This window comes from Hymenobacter sp. CRA2 (assembly GCF_002007105.1).
Taxonomy (GTDB): domain Bacteria; phylum Bacteroidota; class Bacteroidia; order Cytophagales; family Hymenobacteraceae; genus Solirubrum.
Window position 1 is genome coordinate 112,441 of record NZ_MVBC01000005.1, and the last position, 15,399, is coordinate 127,839.

Genomic DNA, 15,399 nt, shown 5'->3' on the forward strand with positions numbered 1-15,399 from the left:
AAATCCGGCGGCGCCGCTGCACTTTTTCCCGCTTGCTCAATGCCCGGTACTCCATACCTAATACCAGCATCATGAAAATTACCGCCCTCGATATCCGCCAGAAAACCTTCGAACGCGCCTTTCGCGGCGTCGACAAAGACGAAGTAGACGGCTTTCTGCTGACCCTCTCGCAGCAGTGGGAGCGGATGACCGACGAAAACCGCGAGCTGCGCCGCCAGCTGGAGCAGGCCCAGCAGGACGTGCAGCGCATGCGCGAGGTGGAAACCTCCCTCTACCGCACCCTCAAAACGGCCGAAGACACGAGCAGCAGCATCGTGGACCAAGCCCAGAAAGGCGCCGACCTCAAGCTGCGCGAAGCCAAGATGCAGGCTGAGCAGATGCTGTCGGAAGCCCGGCAGAAGGCCCGCTCGGTGGTGGACGAAGCCTATAAGCACGCCGAAAAAGCCATTGCCGACATGCAGCGCGAGGTGAAAGTGCTGGGCCAGGAGCACCAGCGCCTCGAAGGCGTGTACGACAGCCTCGTGCGCGACCTGCACCAACTGGCCACCGATGTGCAGGAAAAAGTAGCCAAGGCTGAGGAGCGGCCGCGCGACTCGGTGGCGGCTATCCTTTCGCGTGCTGCCAGCGTAAAGGTTACTCGCGAGGAACCCGCCTCGCCCGCAACCGACGCCGCTATGTACGTGCCTGCTTCCTCTTCCTCCGGTTCCTCTACCGCTTACGTTCCCGCGCCAGCTGCCGCTACCGGTGGCAGCGCCGTGGGTTTCGAGCCGACCAGCCGCCCCATTGGGCCGCAGCCGGGCCGGCAGCCCCAGCCGGGCTCCCCCTCGCACCCCGAAATCAGCCCCAGCGAGCCGCGCGAAAACCCCGGCGTGGCCGACCCCGGCCGCATTTACCAGCCCGAGCCGGCTACCGTCCCCAATCCGGTGGAGCCTCGCATCGAGCCGACGCAGCCGGATATCCAGCCGGTAGGGCCGCCCTCCCCCGAAATTGCGCCCCAGCCTTCGCCGCACCCCGGCTTTGCCGCCACCCCGGCCGTAGCCGCCGAAGCGGAGAAGTCGTTCTTCGACGAAATTTAAATCACGAGTTTAGGCGGATTTTTCAGATTCCACGGATTTTTGTGGACGAATATCGTCTAGGTAGTGCCACGGCCTGAAAGCTGTGGCACTACTTGTTTTAAGCGGTTGGCCGCACGAGCCCGCGGGGAGGGCATTTTTGCTTCCTTTGCCGGTATTGAAAGGAGGCAGGCCCCAAAGCAGTCAGCCGTGGGCCGGCGCCGGCCGTCAACTCACCATTTCACCACTTCACTATTTCACCGCCAATGGGTCAGATTGCACTGGAAGGCCTCGAATTCTTCGCGTTTCACGGCTACTACGACGAGGAACAGAAAATCGGCAACAAGTACGGTGTGGACCTGCGTGTGCGCACCAACCTGTACCGGGCCGGCAGCACCGACCACCTCTCCGAAACCGTCAACTACGAGGTGCTTTACCGCGTGGTGGCCGAGGAAATGCAGGCCCCCGCGCGGCTGCTGGAGCACCTAGCGCACCGCATCATCGACCGGGTGATGCACGAGTTCGGGCACGTGCGCTGGGTGGAAGTAAGCGTGTCGAAGTTCAACCCGCCGGTGGGCGGTATCTGCCAGCGTGCCCGCGTGACCTTGAAGCGCAAGCGGCCCCAGCCGGCTATGTAAGGCTACACCGCATAACCCTGCTCCCTGATCTGCGCCCGAATCAGCTCCTGGGCTTCCCAATAATGACGGCTCTTTTTGTCGGAGCAGATCAACTCGAAAAGGTGATCCGCTTGCCCAAGGTCGGTACTGTCGGCGGCGGGGCCGGGCAGCTGGTACAGATGGCGCAGCGTGGCCAGGGCGTGGTAGCGCACCAGATAGTCTTTGTGAGCAATCAGGGCCAGCACCGTAGCCGGAATAGTGGCGGGCAGTTGCGCCAGCGTAAACCCCAGGCGCAACCCGACCAGCACATCCAGCAGTGTAAACTCCGATAGCTTGGAGCGGAGCAGGGCATTGAGCCGCGTCGCGTCGAGGGCCTTCGCGTCGATGCGGGCAATGGCGGGAAGCGCGTACGCCCCAGCCGAGGCTAGAAACTCGTGGAGTACCGGCAGGGCCGCGCGGCTGCGCAGGTGGCCCAGGCCAATGATGGCGCGTGAGTCGGCGGTGCGGGCTTGCAGGCCGGCTATCAGTTCCTGCTCGGCTACGGCTTGTTCGGCCGGTGTCAGCGCGTCGAGGGCAGCGGTGTTGGCGTCGTAGCCGTCGTGCCAAGCCAGGTACTGATCAATTGGGTCGAAGAACTCTTGGCGGAAGTGGTCGAGTGCAGGGGAGGAGGCAGAAGTGACGTTGGCCATAAGCAGCGGCAAAGTAGTAATAGCGCAGCAAACGCAGGAGAGAAGGTTTGTAGAGTTATTTGGCGGTAAATCAGGAAGCTGCACGCAGCCTTGTTGTATCTGGCACGGTCTATATTACGTGCTTTCACGAAATAATTCGTAGCAAATACTTGACATCTACGATGTGTTTCGTATATGTTTGCTACGAAGCCATTCGTAAAGGCTGACTTACCCCGATGACTAAGAAAAACATACCGCGCCCGACGGAATCGGAGCTGGAGATTTTGCAGGTGCTCTGGCAGCACGGCCCGAGTACCGTACGCTTCGTCAATGACGAGCTGAGCAAGCGGCGCGACGTGGGCTATACCACCACCCTGAAGCTGCTGCAGCTGATGCACGAAAAGGGCATCGTGACGCGCGACGACAGCAGCCGCACGCACGTGTACCGCCCGGCCCTGCGCGAGCAGGAAACCCAGGGGCAGATCATCGACCGTCTGCTGGAAGCGGCCTTCGGCGGCTCGGCCCTGAAGCTGGTGCAGCAGGCCCTGGGCAACCGCCGCACCACCCGCGAAGAGCTGGATCAGATCCGCGACTTACTCGACAACATCGACCCACAGACCCCGCCTCCACCCACAACCGACGCTTCCGATGAACTGGCTTGAGAATCTGCTGACGCCCACGCTGGTTCGCGCCGTGGGCTACACCATTCTGCACTCGTTGTGGCAAGGGGCCGTGGTAGCCCTGGCCCTGGGCGGGCTGATGCTCGTGTTGCGCCGGCACTCGGCGCAGGTGCGCTACCGCGTCACGGCCGTTGCCCTCGGGCTGCTGCTGCTGCTGGCGGGCGTCACCTTCCTGCGTTACTACTGGACGGGGCTGCCGGCCGCTGCGCCAGCAGATTTATCTGCCGTAGCCACGGAAAGCGTGGAACTAGCCGCGCCGGTGGCAGCCGTGGAAGGCCCGCTGAGCACCAAAACTGTGCTGCGCTACGTGGAGCACCACTTGCCGCTGCTCGTGGCGCTGTGGTTCCTGGGCCTGCTCACCATGACGCTGCGCCTGCTCGGCGGACTGGCCTACGTGCAGCGCCTGCGGCACTACGGCACCCGGCCGTTGGGCCTGCTCTGGCAAAACCGCCTCAATGCGCTGGCTGAGCGCGTGGGCCTCGATAAGTCGGTAGCCTTGATGGAATCCTCGCTGGTGCGCGTGCCGGTAGTAGTAGGCCACCTGCGGCCCATAATTCTGCTGCCCCTGGGCGCCGTGGCGGGCCTATCGGCTCTGCAGCTGGAGGCCATCCTCGCCCACGAGCTGGCCCACGTGGTGCGCCGCGACTACCTCATCAACCTGCTGCAATCCGTCGCCGAAATCCTGTTTTTCTACCACCCGGCCGTGTGGTTCCTGACGACTACGCTGCGCTCGGAGCGCGAAAACTGCTGCGACGACGTGGCCGCTTCCCTCTGCGGCGACCCGCTGGTGCTGGCCCGGGCCCTGGCTGCCCTGGCCGAGCTGGGCCTGGAGCGCGCCGTGGCTCCGCGCCTGACCATGGCCGCTGTGGGTCCGAAAGGCTCCTTGCTGACGCGGGTACGCCGCCTCGTGCAGGGCCGCACGGCGCCCACGTTTACCGAGGGCTTTATGGCCGCCTGCGTGGTTATCGTGGGGCTGATGATGCTTTCCTTCACGGCTGCCGCCGCGCTGGCCAACCCTCGCCTGACCGCCGAAGCCCCGCGCCTGCTGCGCAACACCGTGCTGAAGCCTTTCCTGCGGGAAGTAGTGCAGCCCGAAGAAGTATGCGCCGACGAACCGGTGGTGCCCGCCTCGTGGGAAGTGCCGGTGCGGCCGGAACTGGTCCCGGCGGCTCCCGCTGACGACGATGACGACAAGCGTAAGCGCAAAAACAAGCGCAAAGACACGAGCAACCAAGTGGTGGTAGTGGATGGCAACGGCCGCCGCGGCAACCCCAGCACCGTCGTTATCGAGAAAGACAAGAAAGGCCGCGTCACGGAGCTGTACGTCAACGGGCAGCGTGTGGAAACCAACGCCGCTGATGGACGCGGGGGCAAAGCCGGCAAGGATGTCAGCACGCAGATCATCCGCGTACCGCTGGATACCTATGCCCGCCTGGAGCCCGGCGACTTCAAGTTTGACTACAAGTACGATCAGAAATTCAACGAAGCCGAGTTCAGAAAGCAGTTCAAGGCGCTGGACCTGAATGCGCAGCAGCTCGTGCGGCTGAAAACGCTGGGCCACAGCAGCCACTGGCAGGACGTGCAGCGCCAGGCCCTGGCCGACGCCGAAAAGTCGCTGCTGAAAGCGCGACTCGACCGCGACCTGAGCGAGGATGAGCGCGACAAAATCGAAGACGCCTTGGACCGCATCCACGACCAGCGCGACGAGCTGCGCGACCGGGACGAAGAAATGCGTGAGCGGGACAACGACGCCCGCGCCCGCCTGAACGAAGAGCGCGCCCGGCGTAACGAAGAGCTGGCGCGCCGCAGCGAAGAGCGTGCCCGCCAGAACGAGGAACGCGCCCGAGTGAACGAAGAGCGGGCACGTGAGCGGGAAGAACGAGCCCGGGAGCGGGAGGAACGCGCCCGCCGCATCGAGGAACAGTTTGTGGCCGAGCTGCGCAGCGAAGGCCTGATCAAGGACGAGAAGAACTTCGAGCTGCAGCTGTCGGAAAGCAAAATGACCGTGAACGGCGTGGAGCAGCCCGAAAGCGTGCGCCGCAAGTACCTGGACCGCTGGGCCAGCGCCAACGGCCGTGGCCTGGGCGCCACGGGCAAGCTGAGCATCGGCCGCAGCAGCAACAACTCGCACACCTGGATTTCGGACAACGGCGGCAGCAACGTGGCACCGCCGCTGCCACCGGCCGCGCCGCGGGCACCTCGCGCCGGCGTAGCACCGGTGCCCCCGGCCCCGCCGCGGGCCCCACGGGCTCCGCGCCTGCGCACCACCATGGTCAACGGTGTAAACCTGGCCGATGAGCTGCGCAAGGACGGGCTGATCGGCGAGGCCGACCGCAGCTTTCAATTCCGCCTCAACGGCAGCGAAATGGTGGTCAACGGCAAGAAGCAGCCCGCCGCCACCGCCGACCGGTACCGCAAGCTGATGGGCGGCGAGAAGGGCGGCAAAGTCAACATGGACATCGTCGTCAACGCCGATTGATAATGCCACGGGCCGGCCGGGAAATCTTCCTTGCCGGCCCGTAGTGCGTCCATTTGGATAGCATATTTCCGCGCTCGGTGCAGGATTTTATAAATTCTCGGGTGGGCAAGCAACGCTTTGGGGGGCCTCATCATCTATCGCGCACTTCCCTCTCTCTACCCCCCTCCTTATTCCTCCATGTTTACCCGTCCGCTGTTGCTGTTGCTGTGTCTGCTTATTGGTGGGCCTGCCCTGGCGCAGACATCTGCTCCGGCCGCCGACGCGGCTACCGCAGCCAACACTCCGGCCCCGAAAAAGCACCTGCAGGCCGTGCGCATCGCCGGCGGCATCAAGCTCGACGGGCAGCTCGACGAGCCGGTGTGGCAGCAGGCGCCCATTGCGACTGACTTCATCCAGAACCGGCCCAACCCCGGGCCGCCCGAGCGCCACAAAACCGAGGTGCGCGTGCTCTACGACGACGCCAACCTCTACGTGGGCGCCATCATGCACGATGTGAGCCCCGATTCCATCCTGCGCGAGCTGACGGCCCGCGACAACATCGGCAACTCCGACTTTATCGGCATCTTCCTCGATACCTACCACGACAAGCTCAACGGTTACGGCTTCATCGTGACGACCGGCGGCGTGCAGGCCGATGCGCGCTACTCGCCCGCCGGCGGCGAAGATTTCAACTGGAACGCCGTGTGGGACTCGCGCACCAGCATTCAGGGCACCGACTGGGTGGCCGAGCTGCGCATTCCGTATTCGGCCATTCGCTTCAGCAAGGCGCCGACGCAGCTGTGGGGCGTGAACTTCATGCGCCAGCGCAAAAAGGAAAACCAGGCTTTCTTCTGGAACGAGGTGAAGCCCGCCGTCGACGGCTTCGTGAACCAGTGGGGCGAACTGGAGGGCGTCAGCAATGTGCAGCCGCCCCTGCGCCTGTCCCTGACGCCGTACGTTTCGGGCTACGTGGAGCACAACCCCGTAGCCGAGGGCAACCAGCGCCGCACCACCACGAGCTTCAACGGCGGAGCCGACGTGAAGTGGGGCATCAACGAAAGCTTCACGCTGGACGCCACGCTGGTCCCCGACTTCGGGCAGGTGCAGAGCGACAACCAGGTGCTTAACCTGTCGCCCTTCGAGGTGCAGTTTGCCGAAAACCGGCAGTTTTTCACCGAAGGCACCGAGCTATTCAACAAGGGCGGCCTGTTCTATTCCCGCCGGGTGGGCGCCACACCCATCGGTTTTTACGGCGTGGGCCGGCAGCTGCGTGAGCACCGCCGCGACGGCGACGGCAACATCCACCGGGGCGAATTCGTGGTGAGCAACCCCGCCGTGACGCGCCTGCTGAACGCCACCAAGGTGTCGGGCCGCACCAAGAACGGGCTGGGCATCGGCGTGTTCAACGCGCTGAGCAACGACGTGTACGCCACGGTGGAGGACAGCACTACCGGCGCGCGGCGCGACATTCTCACGCAGCCGTTTTCGAACTACAACATCGTGGTGCTCGACCAGTCGCTGAAAAACAACTCGTACGTGTCCTTGATCAACACGAACGTGACGCGCTGGGGCCGCACCTACGACGCAAACGTGACCGGCGGGCTGTTTCGCTTCGCCAACAAGAAGAACTCCTACGCCGTGGACGGGCGCGTGGTGTACTCGCGCCGCCGCGGCAACGAGTTCGGCTCCGACACCACGCGCATCAACGACCGGGACGGGTACAAGTACCGGGTGAGCGTGGGCAAAATCAGCGGCAACTTCACCTGGAACCTCAGCCACGGCATCGAGTCGCAGGCCTACAACCCGAATGATCTGGGCATTCTGTTCGGCAACAACAACATCACCCAGGAGCTCTACCTGAGCTACAACAAGTACAAGCCCTTCTGGAAGGTCAACAACCTCTACACCTGGGCCGGTGTGGCGCACTCCATGCTCTACCAGCCCACGCAGTACCAGAACGTGAACTTGTACGGCGGCTGGAACACCACCTTCACGAAGAACTTCCTCTCCGCAGGGATGAACTTCGACGCCAACCCCGTGACGCGCGATTACTACGAGCCCCGTTCGCGCGACGTGCTGGGCATCGACCTGGGGCCGTACTGGGTGCGCGTGCCGGCCAACGTGAACGTGGGCGGTTTCCTCTCCTCGGACTACCGCAAGAAGATGGCCTACGACCTGAACGCCGGCATCCGCGTGTACGGGCAGGACAACCGCCTGCCGCGCCCGCGCCGCCTTGGCATTGGTTGGAGCCTGTCGCCGCGTTACCGCGTCAACAACAAGCTGAACTTCCGCTACTCGCTCGACTGGAACTACTCGCACAACCAAATCGGCTACGTCAACGGCGGCATGGATTCCGACGAGGTGCTGGACCAGCCCTTCATGGACCAGATCATCCTGGGGCGCCGCAATGTGGTGACGGTGTCCAACGTGCTGCAGATGGCGTACACGTTCACCAACCGCATGTCGTTCACGTTCCGCACGCGCCACTACACCAGCAACGTGCGCTACCGCGACTTCGCCCGCCTGGACCCTGCCGGCGCGGAAGAGCTGGTGGATTACCGCCGCAACCGCGACAACACCTACAACGCCTTCAACATCGACGCGGTGTACTCGTGGTGGTTTGCGCCCGGCTCGCAGGTGAGCATTGTGTGGAAAAACGCCGGCTACACCTCTCTCGACGCGGAGCGGGCCACGCCGCTGTACTTCGACAACCTGAGCAACACCGTCAACACCCCGCACAACAATTCTGTCTCCATCAAAATCCTTTATTACCTGGATTACCTGACGGTGAAGCGAAGCCTGCGCTGGGGGCCGCCGTCTGTGCCGCCCGCCTCCACAATGCCGCTGCCAACGGCACCGCCGCAGGTACGCCCAAACTAGCATTGGGGATAAAAATGGTTGCTGAACCGACAAGGCCTGGGCTCAAGTCCGGGCCTTTTCGGTTCAGCGAATTCTCGAACGGCTCTACCTTTGCCCGCATGGCACAACGCATCGGCAACATCACCCTGCTCGTCCGCGACTACGACGAGGCAATTGCATACTACACCGGCGTCCTGGGCTTCCAGTTACTGGAAGACACGGACCAGGGCAATGGCAAGCGTTGGGTGGTAGTGTCGCCTGCTGATGCGGGTAACACCGGTCTATTACTAGCCCAAGCCGTCACCGACGAGCAGCGCGCTAGCATCGGCCGGCAGGCCGGCGGCCGCGTGTTCCTGTTTCTGCACACCGAGGATTTTGAGGCCGACTACGCCCGCTACAAAGCCGCCGGGGTGCAGTTTCTGGAAGAGCCGCGCTACGAGACCTACGGCTCGGTGGTAGTATTTGCCGACTGCTTCGGCAACAAGTGGGACCTGCTCCAGTTGAAGTAGCGGCGCAACTCCGTTTCGCGACGAGCCGCAGGCGAGTACAAGGGGCTGCGCAACCGCTCTTCACCAAACGGAGTTGCGCCGCTACAGCCCGAGCAACTGTTCCGCCGCCCCGAATGCCGTTTGCTGGCCCGCGCGCACGGCCGCCAGCAGCTGCGGCAGCTGCGCCTGCACCTCGGGCCGGGCATAAAACCGCTCCTCCAGCGCCTGCCGGATGGTTTCGTGGAGCCAGTGCAGGTTCTGCTCCTGCCGACGCTGCTCGAAGAAGCCGTTGCCGCGCGTCAGCTCCAGGTAGCGGCCGATTTCCTGCCACACGCCCGGCACGCCTTCACCCGACACGGCCGAGCAGGTGCGGGCCACCGGCGCCCAGCCCGAAGCCGCGTGCGGAAACAGATGCAGGGCCGTTTGGTACTCGCGCCGGGCACGCTTGGCGGCCAGCTCATTGCCCGAATCGGCTTTGGTGATGACCACCGCGTCGGCCATTTCCATGATGCCGCGCTTCACGCCTTGCAGCTCGTCGCCGGCGCCGGCCAGCATCAGCAGCAGGAAGAAGTCGACCATGCCGTGCACGGCGGTTTCGCTCTGACCCACGCCCACGGTTTCCACGAAAATGACATCGAAGCCGGCGGCCTCGCAGAGCAGCAGGGCCTCGCGGGTGGCGCGGGCCACGCCGCCGAGGGAGCGGCCGGCCGGGGAGGGGCGGATAAAGGCCTGCGGGTGCGCGGCCAGCTGATTCATACGCGTCTTGTCGCCGAGGATGCTGCCGCCGCTGCGCTGGCTGGTGGGGTCCACGGCCAGTACGGCGAGCCGGTGGCCTAGCTCACCCACTAGGTGAGTGCCCAGCGCTTCGATGAAGGTGCTTTTGCCCACGCCCGGTACGCCGGTGATGCCCACGCGCACCGAGCGGCCGGTGTGGGGCAGCACGGCGCTGAGCACCTGCTGGGCCAGGGCGTGGTCGGAGGGCAGGGTGCTTTCGACAAGCGTAATGGCGCGGCTAAGCACGAGCCGGTCGCCGGCAAGCAGGCCGTCGATGTACTGGGCGGCGGTAAGACGTTTGGGCACGGCAAGCGGGCAAAGGGCAGACAATCAACGGCAACTCGCCTGGGTACACTACAGCTGCGTTGTTTCAGCGGCTTAAATGTAGGTACTTGCGGCGGCGTTAGGGCCCGCCACAGAGCCGGTGAACTTCGGGCCGACCTTCTATTACCACCTTCTGCGATGCAAAAATCCTTATTCACCGCTCTGGCCCTGGCCAGCCTGGCGCTGGCGCCGCTGGGCCTGCGCGCCCAAAACGAACTGAGCAATTTTGGCTCGACGGGACGCGGCGGCGTGGCCAATACCTTCGTCAGCGACTACCAGGCCATCGGCATCAACCCCGCCAACCTCTCGCGGCTAGGCAGCCCGAAGTTTGCCGTGGGCGTGCTGCAGTTCGGCGTCGGGCTGGGCTCCCAGTCGCTCACGCGCGAGCAGATGTACCGCTTCATCCGGCGTACCGACGATAAGTTAACCCCGAGCGAAAAGCAGGAGCTGGCCAAAGCTTTTACTTCCGACAATGCCCTAAACCTGAACGCTGACGTAACCACTTTTGGCCTTTCGGTAGCAGTGCCGGGCGTCGGCACCATTGCCGTGAGCAACCAGCAGCGGGTGGTGAGCCACATCGGCCTGAACAAGAACATGGCCGAAATCGTGTTCCTGGGCAAGGATGCGCCGATTTACCAGAACTACGACCCACGCACTTCGCCGCTGGTATCGGAGGCCCTGGCTGGCACGCGCATGCAGATGAGCTGGCTCAACGAGTTCAACGTGGCTTTCGGCCGCCGCATCCTCGATAACGACGCCTTCCAGCTTTCGGGCGGGGTGGGCTACCGCTACATTGAGGGCGTGGGCGTGGTCGACATCCGGGTGGAACCGGGCAAGCTGGAAGCCTACGGTTCCGTGTCGCCGCTGTTCGATATCAACTACGGCGACCTAGCGCGCAACCCGCAGTTCAACTACCGCAAGGGCGGCTCGGGGCTGCGGCCGGTGGGCAAGGGCAACGGCGTGGACCTGGGCCTGGCGCTGGAAACGGGCAAGTTTCTGCGTGTGGGCGTGTCGGTGACGGATATCGGCAACATGAGTTGGGAAGGAAACCTGCTCACCGCTAATGACCAGCGCCTGAAGCGCCTGCAATCAACGGGCGTGGATTCCTACAACTTCTTTAAGGAAGCCACCGAGCTGGTAGCCGCCGGCACCGACAGCCTGTTTCAGTACCAGCCCAGCGAAAAGCGCACCACTGCCTTGCCCACCAAGCTGCGCACCGGCGTGGGCATCCGCATCAGCGAGTACCTGGAAACGGGCCTGGACGTGACGCTGCCCCTCAACGAAGTGGCGGGTAACCTCACCAAGCCCTTCATCGGCGCCGGCATCGACTTCAAGCCCCGCCGCTGGGTGCGCCTGAGCAGCGGCCTGACCACCGGCGCGGGCTACGGCTTCAGCCTGCCGCTGGGCGTCACTTTCACCACCAAGTGGTACGAAGCTGGCGTGAGCACCCGCGACGTTATCGGTTTGTTTGCCTCCGAGCATCCCTACGCCTCAGTAGCGGCCGGTTTCCTGCGCTTCCGGTTCGGGGAGCAGAAGTAGGTCGGTTACCAACCAGAACGTCATTCCGAGCGCAGCCGAGGAATCTCGCGTGCTGATGCCCGATAGTAACTCCTCGTTAAACGAGAAAAATGCTATCAGACTAAACACGCAAGATTCCTCGGCTGCGCTCGGAATGACGTTCTAATTGACAACTAGCTACTTGAAATAGCTCTGGATGAAAATGGGCAGGCCGAGCTTGCTGCGGCGGCCGCCGAGCTTGATGCCGTCATCGACGTACTTAGCTGCTTTGCCGGCCGCATTGGGGCTTTCGATGATACCCAGGAACGGGTTGTCTTCGCGGGCCACGTAGATGCGGCCGTCGGGGCCGAGCTGCATGGAGCCGATTTTGCGGTTGGCCGAATTCCCGATGGATGTTTTGGCGCCGGTTTTCAGGTCGACCTGCCAGATCTGGGCGTTGCCGTTGCCGTTGCTGGTGGCGTAGAGCTTGGAGCCGTCGGACGAGAATTCCACGCCGTAGGCTTCCTCGAAGGGGCCGTAGCTCTTGGGGCTCTTGACCAGCCCGGTGGCGTTGTCGAAATCAAACACCTCGACTTTGTTGGCTTCGCGCCAGATGGCTACGCCGAGCTTTTTGCCGTCGGGCGAGAATTTCATGCAGCCGATAGCGTTGCGGCCCGGGCCGGCGTGCATGCTGCCCACATTGCTCAAAATGGGTTTGGTCTGCACGCCATCGGGCGTCACGAGGTAGCTCACGAAGGCGTTGGAGTTCCAGCGGTGGCCCACTACCCAAATGTCGCGTCCGTTCTTGTGGCGCACGGCGGCCAGCTTTTCGGCTACCGGTGAGATGAGCAGGCCGTTGGTGCGCTTCACGTCGCCCATGCCGTCGGCATCGGTCATGTCCACCACGGAGTAGCGCATGCCTACCTGGCTGCCCTCGGCGGCGGTGGTGAAGATGTAGAACACGTTGCCGCTGCCGGGGTCGGGAATGACCAGGGCGCTCTGTGAGGAGGATTTGCTACCGGCCAGGCCTTTGCCGTTGGGCATGAGTTGATGCTGACGGTTCCACACGTTCACGCCGTTGGTATAAAACAGCAGTTGGCCGCGCGAAGTAGTGGCCACCGACGAGCCTTCGTAGGTCGCCAGCTTGCCGTCGAGCAGGGGCGTAGGAGCCCCCTGGCGGAAATCGAGGCCGGCCTCCTGGCCGAAGTACCACAGGGACGCTTGCTGCTGGGCCTGGGCGCTCAGCGTCAGGCACAACGCCAGCAGCAGGCCGAAAAAACGAATCTGCATAAGCTGTACGCGCGGCCAGCCGGGTAGGTGAACGACCCGCCGCGCAAGGCCTAATAACGCAAAAGCGTGCCAACGTATGCACCGCGGCCCAAAATCTGCCCCGGATGAGCTATTCGGCCGGGTCGGCAGCAGCGGCCCAGGCCCGCGCTTCGCTGAGCAGCTCGAAGCGGCTCATCTCAAACGAGAACTGCGGCGTGGACTTGTGGTACATGTTGTTTATCGTCAGGCGGTTGAGCACATCTTCCGACTCTATCAGCGCCAAGCGGCGCAGGCCCATGTCGTCCAGGGCCGGCAGCAGGTATTCCGATACCCAGGCCAGATCAGCGGGGCGGACGGCCCGCAACTGCCGGTCGTTGGCTATCCAGCCCGTTATCTGGTATTGTTGTGCCAATTGTAGCCCCTGCTCAATAGCTTGCCGGAATTGCTGACTGCCCGCGAAGCCCAGCCACTCTGCCTCCAACACTGGGGCAGGGTATTCGTGCAGGTAAATGTTGACAAACGGGTGGGACACGAGCAGTTGCATAGCAAGGAAAAGGCACTAGCGGAGCCGCCGATGTGGCGGAGCGGCAGTAGGGTGAGCATCAGCGTGCGGCAACTGACTCCGGCAAATTTACTTCTGCCCGCGCCGAAATGGTGATTTCTCCGGATAGCGAAAGCGGCCGTTCAGACAGCCCATTCGTCGTTTTGCAGGCGCGGCAGCAGCTCGTGCACGATGCGGTAGCTCAGGCCCCACAATTTATGCTCGCCCAGGCGAACAAACGAGATGCGCGCGGCGCGCGGCCAACCGGCGAGCTGCCAGTCTTCGGTGAAGTGCCGGGCAGGGTCCAGCAGCTCGGCCACGCGCACTTCCAGCACTTCTTCCACTTCGCGCTCCAGCCAGCGCCACACCGCCGGCCGCGTAATCAGCCCTAGAAACGGCGTGACGCGGAAGCCCGTCACCGTTTCGACCACGGGCAGCTCGGCCAGCACTTCCACCGCCGAGCGCGGCAGGTATACCTCTTCCTCGGCTTCGCGCAGGGCGGTGTCGAGTAGGGACGCGTCGTCCGGGTCGCGCTTGCCGCCGGGAAAGGCCAGCTGCCCGCCGTGCACGCCAAAGTTGCTGCGGCGCACCAGCACCAAGCGCAGCTCGCCCGCGTCGTCGCGAAAGATGGGTACGAGAACGGCCGCGGCGCGCAGCTGCGCCGGCGCGGCCGGAACGTTGGTTTGATCGGGCGGCAGCATCATTGATCAGCCCAGGCCTGCAGCTCGATGACGTTGCATTCCGGATCCATGACGTAAGCCCAGGTGACGCGCCGGCCAAGCGGGGTCACCTGGGTGGCAATGTCGCCCAGGGCCGTGCCGCCTTCGGCCAGCACCACCGCGCGGGCGGCGGCTACATCAGGCACTTCAAAGGCAATGTGGCCGAAGCCGGGGCGGTTGGGCGCCGTGCGGGCGCGGTGACTCAGCGGGTCGTAACCGAAGATTTCCAGGGTCGGGCCGTTGTCGCCGTGGCCGGGCAGGCGCAGGTGCACGCCGCGCAGGCGCAGGCGCGAGGTTTCCAGGGCTTCGTCCTGGTAGTCGCGCTGGGGCAGCAGCCGCACGCAGCCAAATACGCGCTCATAAAACGAGGCCAGGGTTTCCCAGTCTTCCGCGGTAAGATTCGTGTGGGCGTATCGGGCCGCTAGCAAAGGTTTTTCCACTAGTAGGGGCAGGTTGGTGGCAGAAGCACATTCCGAACGAACAGGCAATATATCCATTCGCGGCCGTCCGGCGAACCGGCGGTACATGTGCTTCAGACCGAAATAAAGCCGGCGCCAACTGTTACTGTTTACCGGATAACTCCGCCGTCAGGCAGAACCAGCCGGCCTTCAGCGCACCACGTACTGGCCGGCCGCATCGGTGGGCGGTAGGGTGCGGTGGGCTTCAAAATACTGGTACACGGGCGCCAGGCCAGCCCAGAAATCGTGGTGTGGGCTGGCCCAGCGGGCTTCCAGGTCCGTCGGGTTCAGCTCGAAGGGGAAGATGTGCACGGGCAGTTCCAGTTGGCCGGCGGCCCGGGCTTCCACGGCCAGCACATATAGCTCCTCGATGCCGGCGTCGGTGATGGGCAGGCAACCGATGGTGACGTTGGAGCCGTGAATGAAGATGTCGCCGCCCGGGTTGGGCTCCCCACGGGCCTGGTCGAGGGCGTTGGGGTAGTTCAGGCCCAGCGACAGGTGGTAGAGGCTGCTGGGATTGAAGCGGTCCACGTGGTAGCAGCCTTCGGGCACCTGCCCGTCGCCGGAGCGGCGTTTGGGGCCCAACGTGCCCGAGGTGCCGGCCAGCGCGTAGCGCCGCAGCAGCTGGTAGCGGCCCTGCCCACGATTGCGCGCCCACACTTCCACCCGTCGCCCGATTTTGAAAGCCCGCAGGTACAGCTCCAACTGATCGGCCGCGAGGCCGCGTCGGCGCAGCTCGCTTTGCAGGGCGGGCCAGCGCGCGGCGTAGGCGGCGCGCACCCGCGGGTAGCGCTGCTGCTCGAGGCGAAAGGAAGCATCGGCGGGGCCGAGGCCAATAAGTACAGGAACCAGTAATAACAGCAGCAGAGCGCGCACGGGCAGCAGGCGGTAAAATTCGCTGGCTTAACGTCGAGCTTTGGGGCAGAAGTATATGTTTGAGTGGATATAGGCCCAGTTGTATAAATAATGCCTTGCCCGGTAGGCAGAAGCATACC

Annotated in this window: 14 protein-coding genes; 7 read left to right on the plus strand and 7 right to left on the minus strand. The window is 63.8% G+C overall.

Features of this window, described 5'->3' with window-relative positions:
* The first annotated feature begins 71 nt into the window (after positions 1 to 71).
* A complete protein-coding gene (locus B0919_RS10060) occupies positions 72 to 1,076 on the plus strand; it encodes a DivIVA domain-containing protein (RefSeq protein WP_078012267.1) in 1,005 nt (334 codons plus the stop codon).
* 242 nt (positions 1,077 to 1,318) lie between these two features.
* Complete coding sequence (gene folB / locus B0919_RS10065) at positions 1,319 to 1,690, plus strand: dihydroneopterin aldolase (protein WP_078012119.1); 372 nt, start codon at positions 1,319 to 1,321, stop codon at positions 1,688 to 1,690.
* A 2-nt stretch (positions 1,691 to 1,692) separates the two neighbouring features.
* Here folB and B0919_RS10070 read toward each other — a convergent pair whose 3' ends face one another.
* Positions 1,693 to 2,358: a hypothetical protein gene (locus tag B0919_RS10070; RefSeq protein ID WP_078012120.1), complete on the minus strand. Its 666-nt coding sequence runs from the start codon at positions 2,356 to 2,358 to the stop codon at positions 1,693 to 1,695.
* A 215-nt stretch (positions 2,359 to 2,573) separates the two neighbouring features.
* On the opposite strand from B0919_RS10070, the gene B0919_RS10075 reads away from it, so the two are divergent.
* From B0919_RS10075 to B0919_RS10090, 4 genes are all read left to right on the plus strand, one after another.
* The gene (locus B0919_RS10075) at positions 2,574 to 2,999 is read left to right on the plus strand and encodes a BlaI/MecI/CopY family transcriptional regulator (RefSeq protein ID WP_078012121.1); all 426 of its coding nucleotides are present in this window, start codon (positions 2,574 to 2,576) and stop codon (positions 2,997 to 2,999) included.
* Positions 2,986 to 5,496: a M56 family metallopeptidase gene (locus B0919_RS10080; RefSeq protein WP_078012122.1), complete on the plus strand. Its 2,511-nt coding sequence runs from the start codon at positions 2,986 to 2,988 to the stop codon at positions 5,494 to 5,496. The genes B0919_RS10075 and B0919_RS10080 overlap by 14 nt, the downstream gene beginning before the upstream one ends.
* A 177-nt stretch (positions 5,497 to 5,673) precedes the next feature.
* Positions 5,674 to 8,355, plus strand: coding sequence for a DUF5916 domain-containing protein (locus tag B0919_RS10085; RefSeq protein ID WP_078012123.1), 2,682 nt, complete (start codon positions 5,674 to 5,676; stop codon positions 8,353 to 8,355).
* 98 nt (positions 8,356 to 8,453) lie between these two features.
* Entirely contained in the window at positions 8,454 to 8,843 is a 390-nt protein-coding gene (locus B0919_RS10090) for a VOC family protein (protein ID WP_078012124.1), read from the plus strand.
* A gap of 81 nt (positions 8,844 to 8,924) precedes the next feature.
* On the opposite strand, the gene meaB is transcribed toward B0919_RS10090, so the two are convergent.
* Positions 8,925 to 9,902 carry a methylmalonyl Co-A mutase-associated GTPase MeaB gene (meaB, locus tag B0919_RS10095; RefSeq protein ID WP_078012125.1) on the minus strand — a complete coding sequence of 326 codons (978 nt, stop codon included), beginning with the start codon at positions 9,900 to 9,902 and terminating at the stop codon, positions 8,925 to 8,927.
* 156 nt (positions 9,903 to 10,058) lie between these two features.
* Here meaB and B0919_RS10100 point away from each other — a divergent pair, with 156 nt between their 5' ends.
* A complete protein-coding gene (locus B0919_RS10100) occupies positions 10,059 to 11,459 on the plus strand; it encodes a DUF5723 family protein (RefSeq protein WP_078012126.1) in 1,401 nt (466 codons plus the stop codon).
* 156 nt (positions 11,460 to 11,615) lie between these two features.
* Here B0919_RS10100 and B0919_RS10105 read toward each other — a convergent pair whose 3' ends face one another.
* From B0919_RS10105 to B0919_RS10125, 5 genes are all read right to left on the minus strand, one after another.
* Positions 11,616 to 12,707: a YncE family protein gene (locus tag B0919_RS10105; protein ID WP_078012127.1), complete on the minus strand. Its 1,092-nt coding sequence runs from the start codon at positions 12,705 to 12,707 to the stop codon at positions 11,616 to 11,618.
* Positions 12,708 to 12,816: 109 nt separating this feature from the next.
* Positions 12,817 to 13,230 carry a hypothetical protein gene (locus B0919_RS10110; protein ID WP_078012128.1) on the minus strand — a complete coding sequence of 138 codons (414 nt, stop codon included), beginning with the start codon at positions 13,228 to 13,230 and terminating at the stop codon, positions 12,817 to 12,819.
* A 140-nt stretch (positions 13,231 to 13,370) separates the two neighbouring features.
* A complete protein-coding gene (locus B0919_RS10115) occupies positions 13,371 to 13,931 on the minus strand; it encodes an NUDIX hydrolase (protein ID WP_078012129.1) in 561 nt (186 codons plus the stop codon).
* Positions 13,928 to 14,386 (minus strand): VOC family protein, encoded by a 459-nt coding sequence (locus B0919_RS10120; RefSeq protein WP_217701023.1) that lies wholly within the window; start codon positions 14,384 to 14,386, stop codon positions 13,928 to 13,930. The genes B0919_RS10115 and B0919_RS10120 overlap by 4 nt, the downstream gene beginning before the upstream one ends.
* A gap of 168 nt (positions 14,387 to 14,554) precedes the next feature.
* The gene (locus tag B0919_RS10125; RefSeq protein WP_254846539.1) at positions 14,555 to 15,280 is read right to left on the minus strand and encodes a murein L,D-transpeptidase family protein; all 726 of its coding nucleotides are present in this window, start codon (positions 15,278 to 15,280) and stop codon (positions 14,555 to 14,557) included.
* Positions 15,281 to 15,399 lie beyond the last annotated feature (119 nt).

Excerpts from the sequence above, each read along its gene's own strand:
- B0919_RS10060 (WP_078012267.1), top strand. The coding sequence starts at position 72 with ATGAAAATTACCGCCCTCGATATCCGCCAGAAAACCTTCGAACGCGCC.
- folB (WP_078012119.1), top strand. The coding sequence starts at position 1,319 with ATGGGTCAGATTGCACTGGAAGGCCTCGAATTCTTCGCGTTTCACGGC.
- B0919_RS10070 (WP_078012120.1), bottom strand. The coding sequence starts at position 2,358 with ATGGCCAACGTCACTTCTGCCTCCTCCCCTGCACTCGACCACTTCCGC.
- B0919_RS10075 (WP_078012121.1), top strand. The coding sequence starts at position 2,574 with ATGACTAAGAAAAACATACCGCGCCCGACGGAATCGGAGCTGGAGATT.
- B0919_RS10080 (WP_078012122.1), top strand. The coding sequence starts at position 2,986 with ATGAACTGGCTTGAGAATCTGCTGACGCCCACGCTGGTTCGCGCCGTG.
- B0919_RS10085 (WP_078012123.1), top strand. The coding sequence starts at position 5,674 with ATGTTTACCCGTCCGCTGTTGCTGTTGCTGTGTCTGCTTATTGGTGGG.
- B0919_RS10090 (WP_078012124.1), top strand. The coding sequence starts at position 8,454 with ATGGCACAACGCATCGGCAACATCACCCTGCTCGTCCGCGACTACGAC.
- B0919_RS10100 (WP_078012126.1), top strand. The coding sequence starts at position 10,059 with ATGCAAAAATCCTTATTCACCGCTCTGGCCCTGGCCAGCCTGGCGCTG.
- B0919_RS10105 (WP_078012127.1), bottom strand. The coding sequence starts at position 12,707 with ATGCAGATTCGTTTTTTCGGCCTGCTGCTGGCGTTGTGCCTGACGCTG.
- B0919_RS10110 (WP_078012128.1), bottom strand. The coding sequence starts at position 13,230 with ATGCAACTGCTCGTGTCCCACCCGTTTGTCAACATTTACCTGCACGAA.
- B0919_RS10115 (WP_078012129.1), bottom strand. The coding sequence starts at position 13,931 with ATGATGCTGCCGCCCGATCAAACCAACGTTCCGGCCGCGCCGGCGCAG.